Here is an 18,632-nt window from a genome sequence, read left to right as displayed (position 1 = left end):
CCGTCACCGTTCTCATTTTTCCCGCCAAAATCGCGCACGATGACGCAACCCCTGGCCCGCGGCAAAGGTGCCCAGCTGCACACGTAACGCACCCTGCTCAACCGTGTCATAGATCCGTGCGAAGACTGCATGGTAACGAGCGAGCACCGTGGGATGCGGATGACCGAAGCTGTTGTGCTGCCCACGCGATATCAGCACTGCGCGCGGAGCAACCGCCCGCACGAACGCCGGAGATGAAGAACTGCGACTGCCATGATGCGGCGCCAACAGCCAATCGGCGCGCACATCCAAGCCGCTGTCGAGCAACGCGCGCTCGGCACGGCTATCGATATCACCGGTCAGCAGCATGCGCTCGCCCGCGGCTTCAACCAACAATACACAGGAGGCCTGATTTGCATTACGCGCATCAGCCCAGCGCCAGGTGCTGAAACGCACACCATCCCACTGCCAGCTTCGACCTGCCTCGCAGGCTTGCGCCTGAAGCACAGCAGGTAGCGCCTCTGGCTCACCGCTGACCACTCGCTCGATCGCCACACCCCGCTGAATCGCGCGAGCACCGCCTGCATGGTCATTGTCGGCATGACTGATTAACAGCAGATCAAGCCGTCGCTCATCCAGGCCGCGCAAACTCGGCAATACCACTCGTTCGCCGAGATCAAAATCACCAAAACGCGGACCCGCGTCATATAACAGCGTGTGCCCATGGGTACGCAGCAACACCGACAGCCCCTGCCCGACATCCAGCACCCACACTTCGGCCTGGCCAAGTGCCGGGCGTGGTTGTGGGGTGTAAAACAGCGCAAGCAATAAAAGCCAACCCAGGCTGCGTAGTGGCACACCGGCCGGCAATAACAACAGCACAGTACCCAACGCACACAGCAACCAGGCCCACAGCGGCAACGCGCTCGGCTGCCAGGCCGGCAGCCAGTCGGCGATCTGCGACAACAGCATGAATAATAGATCGAGCAGCCCGCCAGCCACCCATAACAGCGCCTCACCCACACCAAACAACGGCAAAAGCAGGGTTCCCAGCAGCGCCAGGGGCACAACAGCCAAGCCAACCCAAGGCACCGCTAGCAAATTGGCCAGTGGTCCACTGGCACTTACGGGCAGTCCCAGAGCCATCAGCAGCGGCAACAACCCCACGGCCATCGCCCACTGTGCTCGCCCCAGTGTCTGCCACCAGGTCCAGGCACCCAGACGGCCATTAAAAATCAGAATGAGCAGCATGACCGCCCCAAAGGACAACCAGAACCCCGGCTGCAACCCCGCTAAAGGTTCCAGTAGCAAGACCACGAGTAACGCCATCAGCAGCGGCAAGCCGACGCCAAGATGACGAAAACGCCAGCGCCAAAGCAATGCCAGGCCTACCATCACGCATGCCCGTCGAACTGGAACCTCGAAGCCGGCCAGCATCCCATACCCCAGAGCGCCGGCAAAAGCTAAGGCACAAGCACACGGCAACCACGGCCAGGCGCGTGGCCACCACCCCAAGCGGGCCAGGCCTGCAATCAGGCCATACAGCAGCCCAGCCATGAGGGCGATGTGCTGACCAGAAATCACCATTAGGTGCACCGTACCGGTGTCTTGCAACACTCGCCAATCGGCCACCGAAAGCCCCGAGCCATCACCCAGCACCAAAGCCGCCAGTGCCCCCTCACGACCATGAGCCGGAACGCCTAGCAACCGTTGGCGCAAGACGTCGCGCCAGGCACCCACACCACTCGCCACGGACACCCGCTCAGCCGTTTTGACCGTGCCAGTAGCACCGATGCGCTGTGCCAGCAGCCAGGCCTCGTAATCGAAGGCATGCGGATTGACCAGCCCATGTGGACGCTTCAGCCGTACCGCCAGCCGCCAGGTTTCGCCGGCGCGCAACTCGGGCCCGCCATACCAGGCCAACCGCAACCGTTCTGGCAGTTTGGCGCGACGTGATTCAACCTGCTCCAACTGAAAACGCACAACGCCATCGCCCACTTCCGGCAAGCCAACTATCTGACCCTGCACCCACAAGGTACGGCCATCCAGCTGCGGATCCAGACGATCATCCAACGCCCATTGCGCGCAGATGCACGCCCAGCTGAAGCCAAATAGAAAAAAAGTCAGCGGATAACTGCGAAAGGGCAACAGCATCAGACCGAGCATCGGCAGCAGGCATAACAACCAGACAGGCGGCAACGTCGGTAAAAAACGCAGCAGTAAGATACCTGCTACCAGCGCCAACATCCCTATGCGCATCGCCACTCACTCCTTGTGATTACCCCCTGCAGAGTCACCAAGCACTGCATTCGCTTATCTGCTGTCACAAAGTGTGAAAGCAGACTGCCATGAATCTGTGCATAATATTGGCGCTGTTAGCCTGTCAGAGAGCCCCCATGCCGCGTCGCTTATTCAAGCGCTACATGCCCAACCCGGATCGCATCAAGGCCAACAAGTCCCTGCGGTTTCTGGGCGCTCTAATCCACGACCCCAATCTTTGGCATCTCAATCGCCACTCCGTCTCTCGCGCCATGGCCATCGGCCTGTTCTGGGCGATGATCCCCATGCCCCTGCAGATGCTCGCCGCCGCTGCCATGGCCATTCCCGCACGTGCGAATTTGCCAATTTCCATCGGCCTGGTCTGGTTGACCAACCCTATCACCATGCCGCCGGTGTTTTATTGCAGCTACAAGTTCGGCGCATGGATGACCAATACACCCACCCTGCAGATGCCCGAACACATCAGCCTGAGCTGGGTCGGCCAGGTAATGCAAAGCCATTGGCAACCGCTCTATCTGGGTTCCCTGGTGCTGGGTCTGATCTTCGCCCTGCTGGGTTACCTGGCCACCAACAGCTACTGGCACTGGTGGGTGCGGCATAACTGGCGCAAGCGCCAGGAAACACGCCGCAATCGCGCAAACAAGGGTTGAAACGAAAAAGCCGTTACTGAGTAACGGCTTTTTCTTGAAGAGAGACTAGCTCACTCGTAGCGCAAGGCCTCAGCTGGCTGGATGCGCGATGCACGCCAGGAAGGGTACAACGTGGCGAGAAAGCTCAAGACCAGGGCGGCCGTGCAGATCAGCAGTACATCCGGGGCCTGCAACTCCGACGGCAGGTTGTTGATGAAGTACACATCAGAGCTGAGCACCTGCTGACCGATCAAGCCCTCCACCCAACCGACCAGCTGACTGACATTCAATGCCGCTAGCACACCCAGCACGCCACCGATCAGCGTGCCGATTACGCCAATCACCGTGCCCTGCACCATGAAAACCCCCATGATCTGCCCTGGCGTTGCGCCCAGGGTGCGGAGGATGGCGATATCGGCGCCTTTATCGGCCACCACCATGATCAAGGTGGCAATGATGTTGAACGCCGCCACCGCCACGATCAACAACAGCAGCAAGCCGATCATGGTCTTTTCCATCTTCATCGCACTGAACAGGCTGCCCTGGGTCAGGGTCCAATCGCTGGCGTGGTAGCCCTCCCCCAGCCCAACGACCACTGCGGACGATACTTGCGGCGCCTGGTACAGGTCTTTCAGCTTCAAGCGCACGCCCTGCACCTGCCCCGGCTGCATGCGTTGAATCTGCGCGGCATCGGCGACATTAATCAGCGCCAGCGAGCTGTCCAGCTCGGCACCGACCTTGAAAATCCCGACCACATTGATCCGCTGCATGCGTGGAGTGATGCCACCGGGCACCGAGCTGACTTCCGGCACGATCAAGGCCAGCTTGTCGCCAACTTTCAACTGAAAGCGCCGCGCGGTGATCTCGCCGATCACTACACCGAACTCACCCGCCTGCAAATCGGCCAGGCGCCCCTGTACCATGTGATCGCCAATAATCGAGACCTTCGACTCCAGCTCGGGGTCGATGCCGTGCAGCTGAATCGGCTGCATCGAGCCGCGATAGGAAATCATCCCCTCCAACTCGGCAAAAGGCACTGCAGCCAGCACCTGCGGGTTTTTCCTGGCCGCAGCCGCCACCGCCGACCAGTCATCCAGCGGTTGCACCCCAGCAATAGTGGCATGCGGCACCATGCCGAGGATCCGCGCGCTCATTTCCTTCTGAAAGCCATTCATGACCGACAGCACCACGATCATCGCCAAGACACCCAAGGCGAGGCCGATCATCGAGGTCAGTGAAATAAAGGAGATGAAATGATTACGCCGCTTCGCTCGGGTATAGCGGGTACCGATAAAGATACTCAAAGGGCGGAACATCAGGCGGCCACCAACTTGCCGTCTTCCAGGCGCAGTACCCGATCCATCTGCTGTGCCAACTGCAGGTCATGGGTGACTACCAGAAAGGCGGTCTGCGACGAAATGCTCAGTTCCTTCATCAAGTCCTGAATGCCCTGTGCGGTGTGGTGATCGAGGTTGCCGGTTGGCTCATCCAACATTACCAAGCCGGGTCGATTGACCAACGCCCGGGCAATCGCCACACGCTGGCGCTCGCCGCCGGACAGTTCAGCCGGCTTGTGCGCCAGGCGATGACCAAGACCCACTCGTTCGAGCAACTGCGTGGCCCGCTGGCGCGCCTCGGCAATCGCCGTGCGGCCGATCAGCAAGGGCATGCAGACGTTCTCTAGGGCACTGAACTCTGGCAACAGGTGGTGAAACTGATAAACGAAGCCCAGGGCGCGATTGCGTAGCAACCCGCGTTGCTTTTCATTCAGCGCCGACAGTTCTTCACCGGCCAACCAAACGCTGCCCGTAGTGGGCGTATCCAGGCCGCCGAGCATGTTCAACAAGGTACTCTTGCCCGATCCCGAGCTACCAACAATCGCGATCCGCTCGCCTGGGTGCAGTTCAAGCGTCAAACCATCGAGCACCACCACCGATTGCGGGCCTTCTTCATAGCTCTTACCGAGGTTGCGACAACTCAGAACGGCCTGATCCTGTTTCACTGGGTCACCCATAACTTGATTATTCATAACGCAGTGCCTCCGCAGGCTGAGTGCGTGCTGCACGCCAAGCCGGATAAAGGGTCGCGAGAAAACTTAGAACCAATGCGGCGCCGCACACCAGCAGCACATCCTCCAGCATCAACTGGGAAGGCAGATAGTCGATGAAGTACACATCTGCATTGAGGAATTTCATGCCCAAGGCACTCTCCAGCGCGGCGATACCTGCACTGACATTCAGTGCAGCGCCAATCCCCAAGAGCGCGCCGAGCGCCGTGCCGAACACCCCAATCACGGTACCCTGCACCATAAAGATCGCCATGATCTGTCCCGGCGTCGCACCCAAGGTACGCAAAATGGCGATATCGCCTTTCTTGTCGGTAACCACCATGACCAGAGTCGAGATGATATTGAAGGCGGCAACCGCAACGATCAGCAGTAGAAGCAGGCCGATGATCGCCTTCTCCATGCGAATCGCCTGGTACAGGTTGCCATGGGTACGTGTCCAATCCCGCGCATAAAAATCGCCATCGCCGAGGCTTTTCGCCAACTCCCAGGCGGTTCTAGGTGCCTGGAACAGATCGGCGAATTTCAGCCGTACCCCCTGTACTTGCTCAGCCTGCCAGCGCTGCAGGCGAGCCAGGTCTTGTACATGGGTCAAGGCCAAATAACCGTCAATTTCGCCAGCGCCGACATGGAAGATGCCAACTACGGTGAAGCGCTTGAGCCTTGGGAACATCCCAGCGGGTGTCACCGTCACTTCCGGGGCGACGAAGGTGATCTTGTCGCCGAGCCCAACTCCCAGCTTGGCTGCGGCCTTATCACCGATCACCATGCCGAACTCACCCGGCTCGAGATCCTTCAGGCTCCCTTGCTGGAAAAAATCGCCGATGATCGAGACCTTCTCCTCTTCCTGCGGATCAATCGCATTGATCAGCACCTTCTGCACCTTGCCCTCATGCGTGAGCAGGCCCTGCATCTGGCTAAACGGTGCAACAGCCAATACCTGCGGATGCTGCAGGGCGTCATTGGCCAGACTGCGCCAGTCAGTGATCGGCGTGGCACTTTCTACCGTGGCATGCGGGACCATGCCGAGCACACGGGTACGCATCTCATGATCGAAACCATTCATCACCGACAGCACCACGATCATCACCAGCACACCAAGTGCCAGGCCGATCATCGAGGTCAGGGAAATGAAGGAGACGAAATGGTTGCGGCGTTTGGCGCGCGTGTAACGCGTACCAATAAATACGAACAAGGGTTTGAACATAGCGGAGGCTGATTCGCGGAAAAGAGGGACGTCCTTGTGGCGGGGCTAGGCAAGCAGCTTTACACTCAGACCACCACTGCTGCCATGGGTTCGCCATGCCGACTCAAGATGAAGATGATCGCCGCGAATACTATCGTATCGACGACACGATCGCACTGGAATTCACCCCCCTGTCCGGTGCCGACGCACTGGCCAGTGACGAGCTTCACGACAGTTCTCCGCTGTTTAACCTGCTCAGCGAGCTACACCTGATGGACTTCGAGTCGCAGCATTTGCTACGACATATCAGCGAACGCGACCGCACCCTGGCCAACTACCTGAAAGTCGTCAATAAACGTATCGATCTGCTCGGCCAAGCCGTGGCGCTGAGCCTGATGCGTGATATAGGCTCACCCAAGCAGGTCACTCTGTCCGAAGGCGGAGTCAGCTTCAACAGTCCACACAACATCGCCATCGACAGTCATCTGGCAATCAAGATCGTTCTGATGCCCCAGGCACTGGGACTGCTGTTGCGGGCCAAGGTGATCCATTGCCGCCCCCTCGCCGACGAACAATTCGAAATTGGTACAGAGTTCGAAGCGTTGACCGACGCACAGCGCCAATTACTGGCCCGACATATCCTACAAAAGCAGGCACTGGAACGCCGCCAGGCCCGCGAGCAACCCACCCCCTCTTGATGAGAGCCCGTATGCCACGCCTGCCCGCCCTGTTCATGCTCATATGGCTGCCGCTGACCGCAAGCGCAGAGTCGCTGCAAATCCCCCTCGGTGAACAAGGCGCCGCCACCATCCAGATGCCTCAACGTGGCGACTCACGCCGTGCAGTACTGGAGCGTTTCGGCCTGGCCGACGAAGAGCACCCAACTATCGGTCAACCGCCCATCACCCGCTGGGATTACCGCGAGTTCAGCGTGTACTTCGAGTACGACCATGTAATCAACAGCGTGCGCCATCATCAACCGCGTGCCGCCATGCCCAGGAAGGAACAACCATGACCCTGATCTATGGCCATCGCGGAGCCAAAGGCGAAGCACCAGAGAACACCCTGGTCAGCTTCCAGAAATGCCTGGAGCATGGTGTGCGTCGTTGCGAACTGGACCTGCACCTGTCGCGCGACAGCGAGCTGATGGTGATTCATGACCCGACGCTGAAACGTACTACCGGTCGCCGCGGCAAGGTGGTCGAACACGACGCTGCCGCACTGGTCACCTATGACGCGCGTAAAAGCGGTCCTGACTGGGTACAGCCCTGCCCCATCCCACGCCTGGCTGAACTCTTCGAAACCTGCGACTTCGAGCACTGGCAACTGGAAGTCAAAAGCGCCTCGAAAGTCCGCGCGGCACGTACCGTCACGGCGATTGCCACGCTGGCCGAACGCTATGGCTTGGCTGACAAGGTTACTGTCACCTCCAGCTCGCGAGCAGTGCTGACTGCACTCAACCAACTGACGCCTCAACTGTCTCGCGGACTGGTTGCGGAATATGCCTGGCTCGACCCACTGAAAGTGGCCCGCCATTATGAATGCCAATTGCTCGCACTGAACTGGACTTTGTGCACCCCGGAGCGCTTGCTCAAGGCGCAAAAATCCGGACTGCATGTCTCAGTCTGGACGGTCAACGAGCCAGCGCTGATGCAACGACTCGCGGACTTCGGCGTTGACAGCCTGATCACCGACTTCCCAGGCCTGGCGGCAGCAACCCTGACACGCTGAATTCGCTCATCAAGCCAAACCACCCACAAAAAAACCGGCCGCCAGGGCCGGTTTTTTTGATGCTGCCTGCTCAGAAACTCTCCCGATTAGGCCAGCGCCACGCCTGGGAATCGCTGAACGGATCCTCCCCGACCGGCTCAGGCCACCGGTCGGAGCCGCTCAAAAAAGCCGATTGAGACCGTCAAACGCCGCCACCCGATAGGCCTCCGCCATGGTCGGGTAGTTGAAGGTGGTGTTGACGAAATACTTGATGCTATTGGCCTCGCCCTTCTGGTTCATGATGGCCTGACCAATGTGCACGATCTCCGAGGCCTGATAGCCAAAGCAGTGCACCCCCAAAACCTCCAGGGTTTCGCGATGGAATAGGATTTTCAGCATGCCCACCGGCTCGTTGGAAATCTGCGCGCGCGCCATGCTCTTGAAGAATGCCTTGCCGACTTCATAGGGGATTTTCGCCTGGGTCAGCTCACGCTCGTTCTTGCCGATCGAGCTGATCTCCGGAATGGTGTAGATACCGGTCGGCACGTCATCGACAAAGCGCCAGCTATCATTCTCGACGATGTTACCCGCAGCAGAACGGCCTTGGTCATAGGCAGCACTGGCCAGGCTCGGCCAGCCGATCACATCGCCGGCGGCGAAGATGTTCGAAACCTCGGTGCGATAGTTCTGGTCGACTTCGACCTGACCCCGGCCATTGACCTTGATGCCGATGTTTTCCAGACACAGCTTGTCGGTGTTGCCCGTGCGACCGTTGCACCAGAGCAAGGCATCCGCCTTGATCTTCTTGCCGGACTTGAGGTGCAGAATCACCCCGTTATCCAGCCCCTCGATGCTCTCGTATTCCTCGTTATGACGAATCAATACGTTGTTATTGCGCAGGTGATAACTCAGCGCATCGGAGATTTCTGCATCGAGGAAGCTCAACAGCTGGTCACGATTGTCGATCAGATCGACCAACACCCCGAGACCGCTGAAAATCGACGCATATTCGCAACCGATAACCCCGGCGCCATAAATGATCAACCGGCGCGGCGTGTGACTAAGGGTCAGAATGGTGTCGCTTTCGTAGACCCGCGGGTGGCGAAAATCGACATCCGCAGGACGATACGGGCGTGAACCGGTGGCGATGACAATCTGCTTGGCAACCAGCTTTTCCACCACGCCGTTCGGACAGACCACTTCGATGGTTTGCTCATCGGCAAAACTGCCAGTGCCGAAAAACAGGTCAATCCGGTTACGCGCGTAATAGCCCGTGCGTGAAGATACTTGCTTGGCGATGACCCGCTCGGCGCTTTTCAATACGTCAGGAAAAGAGAACCAGCGCGGCTCGCCAATCTGGCGAAACATCGGGTTGGTGTTGAACTGCATGATCTGCCGCACCGAATGGCGCAGCGCCTTGGAAGGAATGGTACCCAAGTGGGTGCAGTTGCCGCCGACTTCGCGGCGGCTATCGACCACGGCCACCTTACGCCCGGCCTTGGCCGCATTCATTGCCGCCCCCTCACCCGCAGGGCCAGAACCCAGCACTACTACGTCGTAGTTGTAGACCGCCATGTTTACTCCTTCAGATCACGCCGGCGTGCTTATTGAGCACCCTCGGCAGGGCCAGAACTGCACTTGTGCAGTTCGGCTATCGATACCTCAGCTGTTGCAGCCTATCCCCAGACTAGCCAACGGGTGGCTATTGGCGCTTGGTGGCGTCGTAAGCCAGCGTCTCAGTGTTCGATGAGGCCGACTCACTATTGACCTCTTCACACTTCTCGCGACTACCACCACAGATCGAGCATTCCTTTTCAATGCCCAAATTGGCGATGCCACCACAGGAACCGGCAATCGGCTTACGCCCCATGATCACGCCAACTGCCATCAACGACACCACCAGCAACATGGTGAAAAATACGACTAGCCAAGTCATTGCTCTTCTCCTGCAGCGAATAGCTGCTCGAAAGCCGCGGTACTCTGTGTGACGAAGCCCTCGCCGTCACGGGTCACGAAAAATGCCGCGATGCCTGTCTGTTCAGCATACGCCAAGCCTCGCTCAGGCCCGAGTACCATCAGTAAGGTGGACAGTCCATCCGCCCTCAGGGTGGAGGGATCCAGCACGGTGACCGCCGCCAGTTTGTGTCGGATCGGCGCTCCGGTTTGTGGATCCAGAGTGTGCGAGTAGCGGATGCCGTTCTCTTCGAAATAATTGCGGTAGTCACCCGAGGTGGAGACGCCGTAACCATCCAACTGCACAATCCGTTGTGCCACGCGCTGATCGTCCCGTGGTGCCTCGATGGCGATGCGCCACGGTTGACCATCCGGCTTCTTGCCGGCGGCCTTCAACTCACCAGTCACATCGACCAGATAACTGCTGACTCCCAGCTCAAGCAGACGCGCAACGATCCTGTCGACGGTGTAGCCAGCCGCAATGCTGTTGAGATCGAGCTGCAAATCAACGTCTTTGCACAGTTGCTGTCCCTTGACATGCAGATGCGCGTGCCCGGTACGGCGTCGCGCCTCTGCCAACTGCTGCGCGCTCGGCACCCGCTCAACCCGAGCCTGGGGACCAAAGCCCCAGAGGTTGAGCAACGGCTCGAGGGTCAGGTCGAAAGCCCCATTACTTTCCTGAGCCAACGCCTGCCCCGCACGTACCAGCTGCAAAACCCCATCCGGCACGGCCATGCAGCTGCCTGCGGGCGCCCTGTTAAACGCTGAAAGGACCGAATCAGCGCGGTAGGTGGACATCTGCTGATCGACTTCGGCGAGGATCGCCTCAGTCTCGGCCTTGACCACCGCCACTTCAGGCAGATTTTTACTGTGTACGTATTTGACCGAATAGCTGCTGCCCATGGTCGGGCCGGCGAACTCTTCAACCCGCTCAGAAAACCAGCAGCCCGTTAGGGCTGCCGCCAAGGCGACAGCTATAACGGGCTGGAGTACCGCATACTTCACGCTTAGCCGCCGAAGTCGTCGAGTAGGATATTTTCCTGCTCCACACCCAGGTCGACCAACATCTTGATCACTGCGGCGTTCATCATCGGTGGGCCGCACATGTAGAACTCGCAATCTTCAGGAGCCGGGTGGTCCTTCAGGTAGTTCTCGTAAAGCACGTTATGAATGAAGCCCTTGAGGCCCGTCCAGTTGTCTTCCGGCTGCGGATCGGACAGCGCCAGATGCCACTTGAAATTCGGGTTTTCCGCCTGCAACTGATCATATTCTTCATTGTAGAAAGCTTCACGCATGGAGCGCGCGCCGTACCAGAAGCTGATCTTGCGGGTGGACTTCAAGCGCTTGAGCTGGTCGAAGATATGCGAACGCATCGGCGCCATGCCGGCACCACCGCCGATAAACACCATCTCGGCATCGGTGTCCTTGGCGAAGAACTCGCCGAATGGCCCGTACACCGTAACCTTGTCACCTGGCTTGAGGCTGAACACCCAGGAGGACATCTGCCCGGCCGGCAAGTGGTCCTTGCCCGGCGGCGGCGAAGCGATACGGATGTTGAACTTCACCAGACCGACTTCTTCCGGGTAGTTGGCCATGGAGTAGGCGCGAATTACCGTTTCTTCGACCTTGGAGCTGTACTTCCACTGGTTGAACTTGTCCCAGTCGCCGCGATACTCCTCCTGAATATCGAAGTCCTTGTAGTGAACCTCGTGCGGCGGGCACTCCAGCTGTACATAACCACCGGCGCGGAAGTCGACGCTCTCGCCTTCCGGCAGCTTCAGGGTCAGTTCCTTGATGAAGGTGGCCACGTTGGGGTTGGACTCCACCGTGCATTCCCACTTCTTCACGCCGAAGACCTCTTCCGGCACCTCGATCTTCATGTCCTGCTTGACCGCGGCCTGACAGGACAGGCGCCAGCCCTCGCGGGCCTCGCGCTTGGTGAAGTGCGACTCTTCGGTCGACAGCATCTCGCCGCCGCCCGATTCGATGATGCACTTGCACTGGGCGCAGGTACCACCGCCGCCGCAGGCAGACGACAGGAACACATTATTCGCCGCCAAGGTCTGCAGTAGCTTGCCGCCGGCCGGCACCACGATGGTTTTTTCGCCGTTGATCTCAATGCTCACGTCGCCACTGGAAACCAGCTTGGCGCGCGCCGCGAGGATGACCAGCACCAACACCAATACAATGGCGGTGAACATGCCAATCGCTAGGAATATCTCAAAATTGATCATCTGTTCATCCTTTCCTTACAGCTGCACGCCAGAGAAGGACATGAAGCCCAGGGACATCAGACCGATGGTGATGAAGGTGATCCCCAACCCCTGCAGGCCAGCCGGTACGTCGCTGTACTTGAGCTTCTCGCGAATACCCGCCAGCGCGGCGATCGCCAAGGCCCAGGACACGCCCGCGCCGATGCCATAGACAGTGCTCTCGGCCAGGTTGTAGTCGCGCTCGACCATGAACAGCGAGCCACCCATGATTGCGCAGTTAACCGTGATCAAGGGCAGGAACACGCCCAGCGCGTTGTACAGCGCCGGCACGTACTTATCCAGGGTCATCTCGAGGATCTGCACGATCGCCGCGATGACGCCGATGAAGGTCAACAGACCGAGAAAACTCAGATCCACCTCGGGCAGACCGGCCCAGGCCAGGGCGCCGTCCTTGAGGATATTGGTGTAGATCAGGTTGTTAACCGGCATGGTGATACCCAGTACCACCACCACGGCGATACCCAGGCCGATCGCCGTCTCAACTTTCTTCGAGATGGCGATAAAGGTGCACATGCCGAGGAAGAACGCCAGTGCCATGTTCTCTACGAACACCGCACGGACGAACAGGCTGATGTAATGCTCCATTAGTAAGCCTCCTTATTCGAGACCTGCGGTGCCATCTTGTAGGCGTTGCTTTCCACCTGGTCGGTCTTCCAGCTGCGGATGGCCCAGATAAACAGGCCGATCAGGAAGAACGCCGAAGGCGGCAGCAACAACATGCCGTTAGGCTGGTACCAGCCACCGTCGTTGATCACCGGAATGATCTCGTAGCCCATCAGCTTGCCCGCGCCGAACAGCTCGCGAATGATGCCCAGGGCAATCAGCATGGCGCTGTAACCCAGACCGTTGCCGATGCCGTCGAAGAACGACAAAACCGGTGGGTTCTGCATGGCGAAGGCCTCGGCACGGCCCATCACGATGCAGTTGGTGATGATCAGGCCGACGAACACCGACAATTGCTTGGACAGGCTGAAGGCATAGGCCTTGAGCACCTGATCCACCACGATTACCAGGGAGGCGATGATCACCATCTGCACGATCATGCGGATCGAGCTGGGGATCTGGCTGCGGATCATCGAAATGAACAGGTTGGAGAAACCGGTCACCAGGGTCAGCGCCGCAGACATCACCAGCGCTGTCTGCAGGTTCGAGGTTACCGCCAGGGCCGAGCAGATCCCGAGGATCTGCAGGCCGATGGGGTTGTTGTTAAAGATCGGATTGAGTAGGACTTCTTTAATAGTCGGCTGCGACATGATCAAGCCTCCCCTGCGCGCAGGTTAGCGATAAACGGACCGAAGCCGTTCTGGCCCAGCCAGAACTTCAACAGGTTGTCCACCCCCTTGCTGGTAAGGGTGGCGCCGGCCAAACCGTCGACCTGGTGTTCGGCCTGCGGACTTTTCGGGTCGACGCCGCCCTTGACGATGGCCACGGCTAAGTCGCCGTTTTCATCAAACAGCGTCTTGCCCGGCCACTGACCTTTCCACTTGGGATTGTCGACTTCCCCGCCCAGGCCCGGCGTTTCGGCGTGCTGATAGAAGCCCATGCCGACCACAGTATTGAGATCGCCCTTGAGCGCGATGAAGCCATGCAGGGTCGACCACAGCCCGTAGCCACGTACCGGCAGGATCAGGGTCTGCACCTGGCCATCCTGTTCCACCACATAGACAGTGGTGAAGCGCTCCTGGCGCTTGATCCCGGCGATATCCTCACTGGCCGGCAGCACGCTGGACAGCTTCGGGTCCTTGGATGCCTTGAGTGGATCGAAGACGATCGGGTTATAGGCATCGGAGAAAACTCCGGTTTCCAGATCGACCAGTTTTGCGCTGATGGTATTGGCAAACAGTTCCTTGATCTGCTTGCCGCTCATCGAGGCATCGCCGAGGCCGGCAATCGCCAAAATGCTGCGCTGCTTATCCAACAGACGATTGTCGACCTGAGTCGGCTTCAGAGCGATCGCCGCACCCGCGACGAATACCGAGCACACCAGGCAGACCAACAGGGCCACCGTCAGCGTGCGTGCGGTGGATTCTTTTTGACTAGACATTACGTGCCAGCCTCCGCTTGATATTGGCTTGAACGACGAAGTGGTCGATCAGCGGTGCGAACAGGTTGGCGAACAGAATCGCCAGCATCATGCCTTCCGGGAACGCCGGGTTGACCACACGAATCAACACCACCATCACCCCGATCAAGGCACCGAAAATCCACTTACCTGTGTTGGTCATGGAAGCCGACACCGGATCGGTGGCCATGAACAACATCCCGAAGGCGAAGCCGCCCACCACCAGATGCCAGTGCCAGGGCATGGCGAACAGCGGGTTGGTTTGCGAGCCGATGGTGTTGAACAGCAGGCTCAGACCGATCATGCCGAGCATCACCCCGGCGACGATGCGCCAGGAGGCGATCTTGGTCAGCAGCAGTACGCCGCCACCGATCAGAATGGCCAGAGTGCTGGTCTCACCCAGGGAACCGTGCATGGTGCCGACGAAGGCGTCCATCCAGGTGATGCCCTGGCCGACCACGTTGTCGATACCGCCGGCCGCAGCCAGGCTCAGGGAAGTCGCACCGGCAAAGCCATCGACTACCGTCCATACCGCATCACCGGACATCTGCGCCGGATAGGCGAAGAACAGGAAGGCACGACCCGCCAAGGCCGGGTTGAGGAAGTTCTTGCCGGTACCACCGAACACTTCCTTGCCGATCACCACGCCGAAGCTGATGCCCAGCGCCACTTGCCACAACGGAATGCTCGGCGGCAGGATCAGGGCGAACAGCACCGAGGTAACGAAGAAGCCTTCGTTGACTTCGTGCTTGCGGATCGAGGCGAACAACACCTCCCAGAAGCCACCGACGATAAAGGCTGTGGCATAAACCGGCAGGAACCACGCCGCACCCTGGATGAAGTTGTCCCACAAGCTGCTGGGGTCAAAGCCGGCCAGGGAGCCGATCAGGGCAAAGCGCCAGCCTTCCTGGGCCGCCAACAGCTCGGGGCTCTGGGCGAAGATCAGGTTGGCCTGATAGCCGGTGTTCCACATGCCGAAGAACATCATCGGGAAGGTACACAACCACACCGTGATCATCATGCGCTTGAGGTCGATACCGTCACGCACGTGGGCGGTGGTTTTGGTCACGCTGCCCGGGCGGTAGAAGAAGGTGTCGACGGCTTCGTACAGGGCGTACCACTTTTCGTATTTGCCGCCATGTTCGAAGTTGTGCTCGATTTTATCGAGGAATGCACGAATTCCCATGATCAACCCTCCTTCTCGATGCGGGCGAGGTTATCGCGCAGAATCGGGCCGTATTCATACTTGCCGGCACACACGTAAGTGCACAGCGCCAGATCTTCTTCGTCGAGTTCCAGGCAGCCCAATTTCTGAGCCATCTCGGTATCACCGACGATCAGGTAGCGCAGCAGTTGGGTCGGCAGGATATCCAGCGGCATCACGGCTTCGTAGTTACCCACCGGCACCATGGCGCGTGGGCTGCCATTGGTAGTGGTGGAAAAGGCGAAGGTCTTGGCCGCCATCAGCTTGGACACGAAGATATTCATCACCGAGTGCTTGTTAACCCCGGCACGCAGGTAATGCATCATCTCGCGATCGGTACCTTCGACCAGGCAAGACACCTGCAGGTGGTAACGCCCCAGATAAGCGTAAGCGCCCTGGGCGGTACGGCCGCCGAGCACCGAACCGGAAATCAGTCGGTTGTAGCCCGACTGCAATTGCCCTGCAGTCAGCTCGTCCAGGTTGGCACCCAGGCGGGTCAGCAGCAGGCGCGGCTGCTCGACCACAGGCCCAGCCAAGGAAACCACGCGCTCGACCCATAGCTGTCCAGTGCTGAACAACTTACCGACGGCAATCACATCCTGATAATTGATCGACCACACCGCCTTGCTGACGCTGACCGGATCGAGAAAATGGATATGCGTACCGACCAGACCGGCTGGATGCGGGCCCGCAAAAGCTTCAGCCTGGACCTTACTCAACTGCTCGCCGGGCAGATTTGCGCCCTCGGCCTTGCACAGGAAGACTTTGCCCAGGCAGCTGAGCACTTTGAGCCCACTCTCGAAGTCAGCGGCGTACTCGCCGATGACCAGTGCAGGATCGGCAGCCAACGGATGGGTGTCGATGGCAGTCACGAAAATAGAGCTGGGCACGGCATCCACGGCCGGAACCTTGCTGAACGGCCGCGAACGCAGGGCGGTCCATAGACCAGACTGCTGCAGGTTCTCGCGGACTTGCGCATCGCTCAGGCTGTCCAGCTGCGTGGCCGGATACTGAGCGAAGGTCACCTGTTCATCGCCGTCGAGGTCAATTACCACCGACTGCAGAACACGCTTTTCGCCCCGGTGAATCGCACTGACCACCCCAGCCCCCGGCGCGGTATAGGTCACCCCAGGCGTTTTCTTATCGGAAAACAGGACTTGGCCGAGCTTGACTCGATCACCAACCTGCACCTCCATCGTGGGCTTCATTCCGTGATAATCGGAGCCTATGACGGCGACGCTGCGTACCGGCCTTGCGGCCTCGATACGCTGCGCCGGCGCGCCTGTTATGGGCAAATCAAGCCCATCTTTAATTTTGATCATAGGTTTGCCTAACCACTGATTTATAAGCTTTTTTTAGAATACGAACGACATCTGGATGCTTAATAGCCAATTGCGCACCAATGCATTATTGGCGCGAATGATGCTGTCGGACGCGGGTAAAAAATCCGCTTGATTATAAAGACCCCCCCCTAGGACTGACTACCCAAGCGCTTGCTTATTTTGAACTTTCCGTTACAGAGCACGACACAAAACTCTTTACGCCATCAGAAAACTCGCGCTGCACGCCAGCTTTCTCGACATTCGCCCAGGTGACCGCTGCACCCTGCGCGTCAATGACCACAGCGGCCTGAGCCTGGAGCGCAATAACAGGAACGCCCTCACCCGCAGCCAGCCAAAACCTGCCAAGGTCTATTTGGACAGATGACTGGCGCCCGAGAGGCCGCCCGAGACGCTACCCCTGCCCTACTGGCCAATAATCTCAGTCCCAAATGGATAAAAAAACGGGAGCCGTAGCTCCCGTTGTTATTCGCATCTAATGCTTAGCTAGGAAAAGCCGGCGGATTGACCCCTACCATGTCTTCCATCACGCGAACCACCTGACAGCTGTAGCCGAACTCGTTGTCGTACCACACATACAGCACAACGCGATTGTCATTGGCGATAGTCGCCTCGGCATCCACTACACCAGCATGACGCGAACCGACGAAGTCAGTGGAAACCACTTCCTGCGAGTTAACGAAATCGATCTGCTTGTGCAGGTCCGAGTGCAAGGCCATATAGCGCAGGTACTCGTTGATTTCATCGCGCGTGGTGGCCTTCTCAAGGTTCAGATTGAGAATTGCCATGGACACGTTCGGCGTCGGCACACGAATCGCGTTACCGGTCAGCTTGCCAGCCAACTCGGGCAGCGCCTTGGCCGCCGCCGTGGCCGCACCAGTCTCGGTGATGACCATGTTCAGCGCAGCACTGCGGCCACGACGATCACCCTTGTGGAAGTTATCGATCAGGTTCTGGTCGTTGGTGTACGAATGAACCGTTTCAACGTGCCCATTGATGATGCCGTACTTGTCGTTTACCGCCTTGAGTACCGGCACGATGGCGTTAGTGGTGCAAGACGCCGCCGAAACGATGCGGTCATCGGCGGTAATTTCACCGTGATTGATACCGTGCACGATGTTCTTCAGCTTGCCTTTACCTGGAGCGGTCAGCACCACGCGATCGATACCCGGGCAGGCCAGATGCTGCCCCAGACCTTCGGCATCACGCCAGACACCGGTGTTGTCCACCAACAACGCGTCCTGGATGCCGTACTGGGTGTAATCCACCTCAGTAGGGTTCTTCGCGTAGATCACCTGGATCAGGTTGCCGTTAGCGGTCAGGGTATTATTGGCTTCATCGACCGTGATGGTGCCGTCGAACGGACCATGCACCGAATCACGACGCAGCAGACTGGCACGCTTGATCAGATCGTTTTCGGCACCCTTGCGCACGACAATGGCACGTAGACGCAAGCCATCACCACCGCCGGTTTTCTCGACCAGGATGCGTGCCAACAGGCGACCGATACGACCGAAGCCGTAGAGCACCACGTCGGTACCTTTACGTGCCAGCACGTTCTGCTGTCCGGCTACCGGCTCCAGTTCGTCGCGCACGAACTGCTCGATGCTACGGCCGTTACCGTCTTTGATGAACTTGGCCACCAAACGCCCAAGATCCACGGAGGCCGAACCCAGTTTGAGTTCGCTCATGGTCTTGAGAATCGGGAAGGTGTCATGCACCGACAGTTCGGCATCACCGTCCAGGCGGTGACGTGCATAACGGTGAGCCTTGAGGATTTGAATCACCGAACGGTTGATCAGACTACGACCGTAGATCGAGATGACCACGTTGTTGTTGCGGTAAAGCTGGCCAATCAGCGGAATCATCGCTTCAGCAAAGGCTTCGCGATCGATCCATTCACCGAGACACTGGTCGGGCTTCTGAGTCACGGGCAGTACCTTCCACATGT

Annotated in this window: 18 protein-coding genes; 4 read left to right on the top strand and 14 right to left on the bottom strand. The window is 58.7% G+C overall.

The window, feature by feature from the left end; translation table 11 throughout:
• Nucleotides 1-12 precede the first annotated feature (12 nt).
• The gene (locus TMS3_RS21715) at nucleotides 13-2,238 is read right to left on the bottom strand and encodes a DNA internalization-related competence protein ComEC/Rec2 (RefSeq protein ID WP_029866556.1); all 2,226 of its coding nucleotides are present in this window, start codon (nucleotides 2,236-2,238) and stop codon (nucleotides 13-15) included.
• Between the two features lie 137 nt (nucleotides 2,239-2,375).
• On the opposite strand from TMS3_RS21715, the gene TMS3_RS21710 reads away from it, so the two are divergent.
• Complete coding sequence (locus tag TMS3_RS21710) at nucleotides 2,376-2,909, top strand: DUF2062 domain-containing protein (protein WP_025167403.1); 534 nt, start codon at nucleotides 2,376-2,378, stop codon at nucleotides 2,907-2,909.
• 50 nt (nucleotides 2,910-2,959) lie between these two features.
• Here the strand turns inward: TMS3_RS21710 and TMS3_RS21705 are convergent, their stop codons facing one another.
• Genes TMS3_RS21705 through TMS3_RS21695 form a run of 3 tightly spaced genes read right to left on the bottom strand, consistent with a single transcriptional unit; the run spans nucleotide 2,960 to nucleotide 6,160 of the window.
• The gene (locus tag TMS3_RS21705) at nucleotides 2,960-4,204 is read right to left on the bottom strand and encodes a lipoprotein-releasing ABC transporter permease subunit (protein ID WP_025167402.1); all 1,245 of its coding nucleotides are present in this window, start codon (nucleotides 4,202-4,204) and stop codon (nucleotides 2,960-2,962) included.
• A complete protein-coding gene (lolD, locus tag TMS3_RS21700) occupies nucleotides 4,204-4,902 on the bottom strand; it encodes a lipoprotein-releasing ABC transporter ATP-binding protein LolD (RefSeq protein ID WP_025167401.1) in 699 nt (232 codons plus the stop codon). The genes TMS3_RS21705 and lolD overlap by 1 nt, the downstream gene beginning before the upstream one ends.
• 7 nt (nucleotides 4,903-4,909) lie before the next feature.
• A complete protein-coding gene (locus TMS3_RS21695; protein WP_025167400.1) occupies nucleotides 4,910-6,160 on the bottom strand; it encodes a lipoprotein-releasing ABC transporter permease subunit in 1,251 nt (416 codons plus the stop codon).
• Between the two features lie 95 nt (nucleotides 6,161-6,255).
• Between TMS3_RS21695 and TMS3_RS21690 the strand changes: the two genes are divergently transcribed.
• The 3 genes from TMS3_RS21690 to TMS3_RS21680 are packed head-to-tail and all read left to right on the top strand — an operon-like array spanning nucleotide 6,256 to nucleotide 7,870.
• Complete coding sequence (locus TMS3_RS21690) at nucleotides 6,256-6,837, top strand: PilZ domain-containing protein (protein ID WP_025167399.1); 582 nt, start codon at nucleotides 6,256-6,258, stop codon at nucleotides 6,835-6,837.
• Nucleotides 6,838-6,848: 11 nt separating this feature from the next.
• Nucleotides 6,849-7,154: a hypothetical protein gene (locus tag TMS3_RS21685; RefSeq protein WP_025167398.1), complete on the top strand. Its 306-nt coding sequence runs from the start codon at nucleotides 6,849-6,851 to the stop codon at nucleotides 7,152-7,154.
• Complete coding sequence (locus TMS3_RS21680; RefSeq protein ID WP_025167397.1) at nucleotides 7,151-7,870, top strand: glycerophosphodiester phosphodiesterase; 720 nt, start codon at nucleotides 7,151-7,153, stop codon at nucleotides 7,868-7,870. Before TMS3_RS21685 ends, TMS3_RS21680 begins: the two co-directional genes overlap by 4 nt.
• 159 nt (nucleotides 7,871-8,029) lie before the next feature.
• Here the strand turns inward: TMS3_RS21680 and sthA are convergent, their stop codons facing one another.
• The 10 genes from sthA to TMS3_RS21630 form a co-directional block, all read right to left on the bottom strand.
• Nucleotides 8,030-9,424 (bottom strand): Si-specific NAD(P)(+) transhydrogenase, encoded by a 1,395-nt coding sequence (gene sthA, locus TMS3_RS21675; protein WP_025167396.1) that lies wholly within the window; start codon nucleotides 9,422-9,424, stop codon nucleotides 8,030-8,032.
• A 127-nt stretch (nucleotides 9,425-9,551) separates the two neighbouring features.
• Nucleotides 9,552-9,785, bottom strand: a complete 234-nt coding sequence (nqrM, locus tag TMS3_RS21670) for a (Na+)-NQR maturation NqrM (RefSeq protein ID WP_025167395.1) — start codon at nucleotides 9,783-9,785, stop codon at nucleotides 9,552-9,554.
• Nucleotides 9,782-10,705 carry an FAD:protein FMN transferase gene (locus TMS3_RS21665; RefSeq protein WP_025167394.1) on the bottom strand — a complete coding sequence of 308 codons (924 nt, stop codon included), beginning with the start codon at nucleotides 10,703-10,705 and terminating at the stop codon, nucleotides 9,782-9,784. Before TMS3_RS21665 ends, nqrM begins: the two co-directional genes overlap by 4 nt.
• A gap of 104 nt (nucleotides 10,706-10,809) precedes the next feature.
• The gene (gene nqrF / locus TMS3_RS21660; protein ID WP_025167393.1) at nucleotides 10,810-12,036 is read right to left on the bottom strand and encodes an NADH:ubiquinone reductase (Na(+)-transporting) subunit F; all 1,227 of its coding nucleotides are present in this window, start codon (nucleotides 12,034-12,036) and stop codon (nucleotides 10,810-10,812) included.
• 15 nt (nucleotides 12,037-12,051) lie between these two features.
• Entirely contained in the window at nucleotides 12,052-12,660 is a 609-nt protein-coding gene (gene nqrE / locus TMS3_RS21655) for an NADH:ubiquinone reductase (Na(+)-transporting) subunit E (RefSeq protein ID WP_025167392.1), read from the bottom strand.
• Nucleotides 12,660-13,334, bottom strand: a complete 675-nt coding sequence (locus TMS3_RS21650) for an NADH:ubiquinone reductase (Na(+)-transporting) subunit D (protein WP_200929739.1) — start codon at nucleotides 13,332-13,334, stop codon at nucleotides 12,660-12,662. Before TMS3_RS21650 ends, nqrE begins: the two co-directional genes overlap by 1 nt.
• Nucleotides 13,331-14,119, bottom strand: coding sequence for a Na(+)-translocating NADH-quinone reductase subunit C (locus tag TMS3_RS21645; protein WP_025167390.1), 789 nt, complete (start codon nucleotides 14,117-14,119; stop codon nucleotides 13,331-13,333). The genes TMS3_RS21650 and TMS3_RS21645 overlap by 4 nt, the downstream gene beginning before the upstream one ends.
• Nucleotides 14,112-15,323 (bottom strand): NADH:ubiquinone reductase (Na(+)-transporting) subunit B, encoded by a 1,212-nt coding sequence (locus tag TMS3_RS21640; RefSeq protein WP_025167389.1) that lies wholly within the window; start codon nucleotides 15,321-15,323, stop codon nucleotides 14,112-14,114. The genes TMS3_RS21645 and TMS3_RS21640 overlap by 8 nt, the downstream gene beginning before the upstream one ends.
• 2 nt (nucleotides 15,324-15,325) lie before the next feature.
• Complete coding sequence (locus TMS3_RS21635) at nucleotides 15,326-16,663, bottom strand: Na(+)-translocating NADH-quinone reductase subunit A (RefSeq protein ID WP_025167388.1); 1,338 nt, start codon at nucleotides 16,661-16,663, stop codon at nucleotides 15,326-15,328.
• 500 nt (nucleotides 16,664-17,163) lie between these two features.
• Nucleotides 17,164-18,630, bottom strand: coding sequence for a glyceraldehyde-3-phosphate dehydrogenase (locus TMS3_RS21630; RefSeq protein WP_025167387.1), 1,467 nt, complete (start codon nucleotides 18,628-18,630; stop codon nucleotides 17,164-17,166).
• Between the last annotated feature and the right edge of the window lie 2 nt (nucleotides 18,631-18,632).

This window comes from Pseudomonas taeanensis MS-3 (assembly GCF_000498575.2).
Taxonomy (GTDB): Bacteria; Pseudomonadota; Gammaproteobacteria; order Pseudomonadales; family Pseudomonadaceae; genus Aquipseudomonas; species Aquipseudomonas taeanensis.
This window is presented reverse-complemented; position numbering and strand designations above follow the sequence as displayed.

What these genes read in the sequence shown, in the direction of transcription:
- TMS3_RS21715 (WP_029866556.1), bottom strand. Translation starts at nt 2,238, where the DNA reads ATGCGCATAGGGATGTTGGCGCTGGTAGCAGGTATCTTACTGCTGCGT.
- TMS3_RS21710 (WP_025167403.1), top strand. Translation starts at nt 2,376, where the DNA reads ATGCCGCGTCGCTTATTCAAGCGCTACATGCCCAACCCGGATCGCATC.
- TMS3_RS21705 (WP_025167402.1), bottom strand. Translation starts at nt 4,204, where the DNA reads ATGTTCCGCCCTTTGAGTATCTTTATCGGTACCCGCTATACCCGAGCG.
- lolD (WP_025167401.1), bottom strand. Translation starts at nt 4,902, where the DNA reads ATGGGTGACCCAGTGAAACAGGATCAGGCCGTTCTGAGTTGTCGCAAC.
- TMS3_RS21695 (WP_025167400.1), bottom strand. Translation starts at nt 6,160, where the DNA reads ATGTTCAAACCCTTGTTCGTATTTATTGGTACGCGTTACACGCGCGCC.
- TMS3_RS21690 (WP_025167399.1), top strand. Translation starts at nt 6,256, where the DNA reads ATGCCGACTCAAGATGAAGATGATCGCCGCGAATACTATCGTATCGAC.
- TMS3_RS21685 (WP_025167398.1), top strand. Translation starts at nt 6,849, where the DNA reads ATGCCACGCCTGCCCGCCCTGTTCATGCTCATATGGCTGCCGCTGACC.
- TMS3_RS21680 (WP_025167397.1), top strand. Translation starts at nt 7,151, where the DNA reads ATGACCCTGATCTATGGCCATCGCGGAGCCAAAGGCGAAGCACCAGAG.
- sthA (WP_025167396.1), bottom strand. Translation starts at nt 9,424, where the DNA reads ATGGCGGTCTACAACTACGACGTAGTAGTGCTGGGTTCTGGCCCTGCG.
- nqrM (WP_025167395.1), bottom strand. Translation starts at nt 9,785, where the DNA reads ATGACTTGGCTAGTCGTATTTTTCACCATGTTGCTGGTGGTGTCGTTG.
- TMS3_RS21665 (WP_025167394.1), bottom strand. Translation starts at nt 10,705, where the DNA reads ATGGGCAGCAGCTATTCGGTCAAATACGTACACAGTAAAAATCTGCCT.
- nqrF (WP_025167393.1), bottom strand. Translation starts at nt 12,036, where the DNA reads ATGATCAATTTTGAGATATTCCTAGCGATTGGCATGTTCACCGCCATT.
- nqrE (WP_025167392.1), bottom strand. Translation starts at nt 12,660, where the DNA reads ATGGAGCATTACATCAGCCTGTTCGTCCGTGCGGTGTTCGTAGAGAAC.
- TMS3_RS21645 (WP_025167390.1), bottom strand. Translation starts at nt 14,119, where the DNA reads ATGTCTAGTCAAAAAGAATCCACCGCACGCACGCTGACGGTGGCCCTG.
- TMS3_RS21640 (WP_025167389.1), bottom strand. Translation starts at nt 15,323, where the DNA reads ATGGGAATTCGTGCATTCCTCGATAAAATCGAGCACAACTTCGAACAT.
- TMS3_RS21635 (WP_025167388.1), bottom strand. Translation starts at nt 16,663, where the DNA reads ATGATCAAAATTAAAGATGGGCTTGATTTGCCCATAACAGGCGCGCCG.
- TMS3_RS21630 (WP_025167387.1), bottom strand. Translation starts at nt 18,630, where the DNA reads ATGTGGAAGGTACTGCCCGTGACTCAGAAGCCCGACCAGTGTCTCGGT.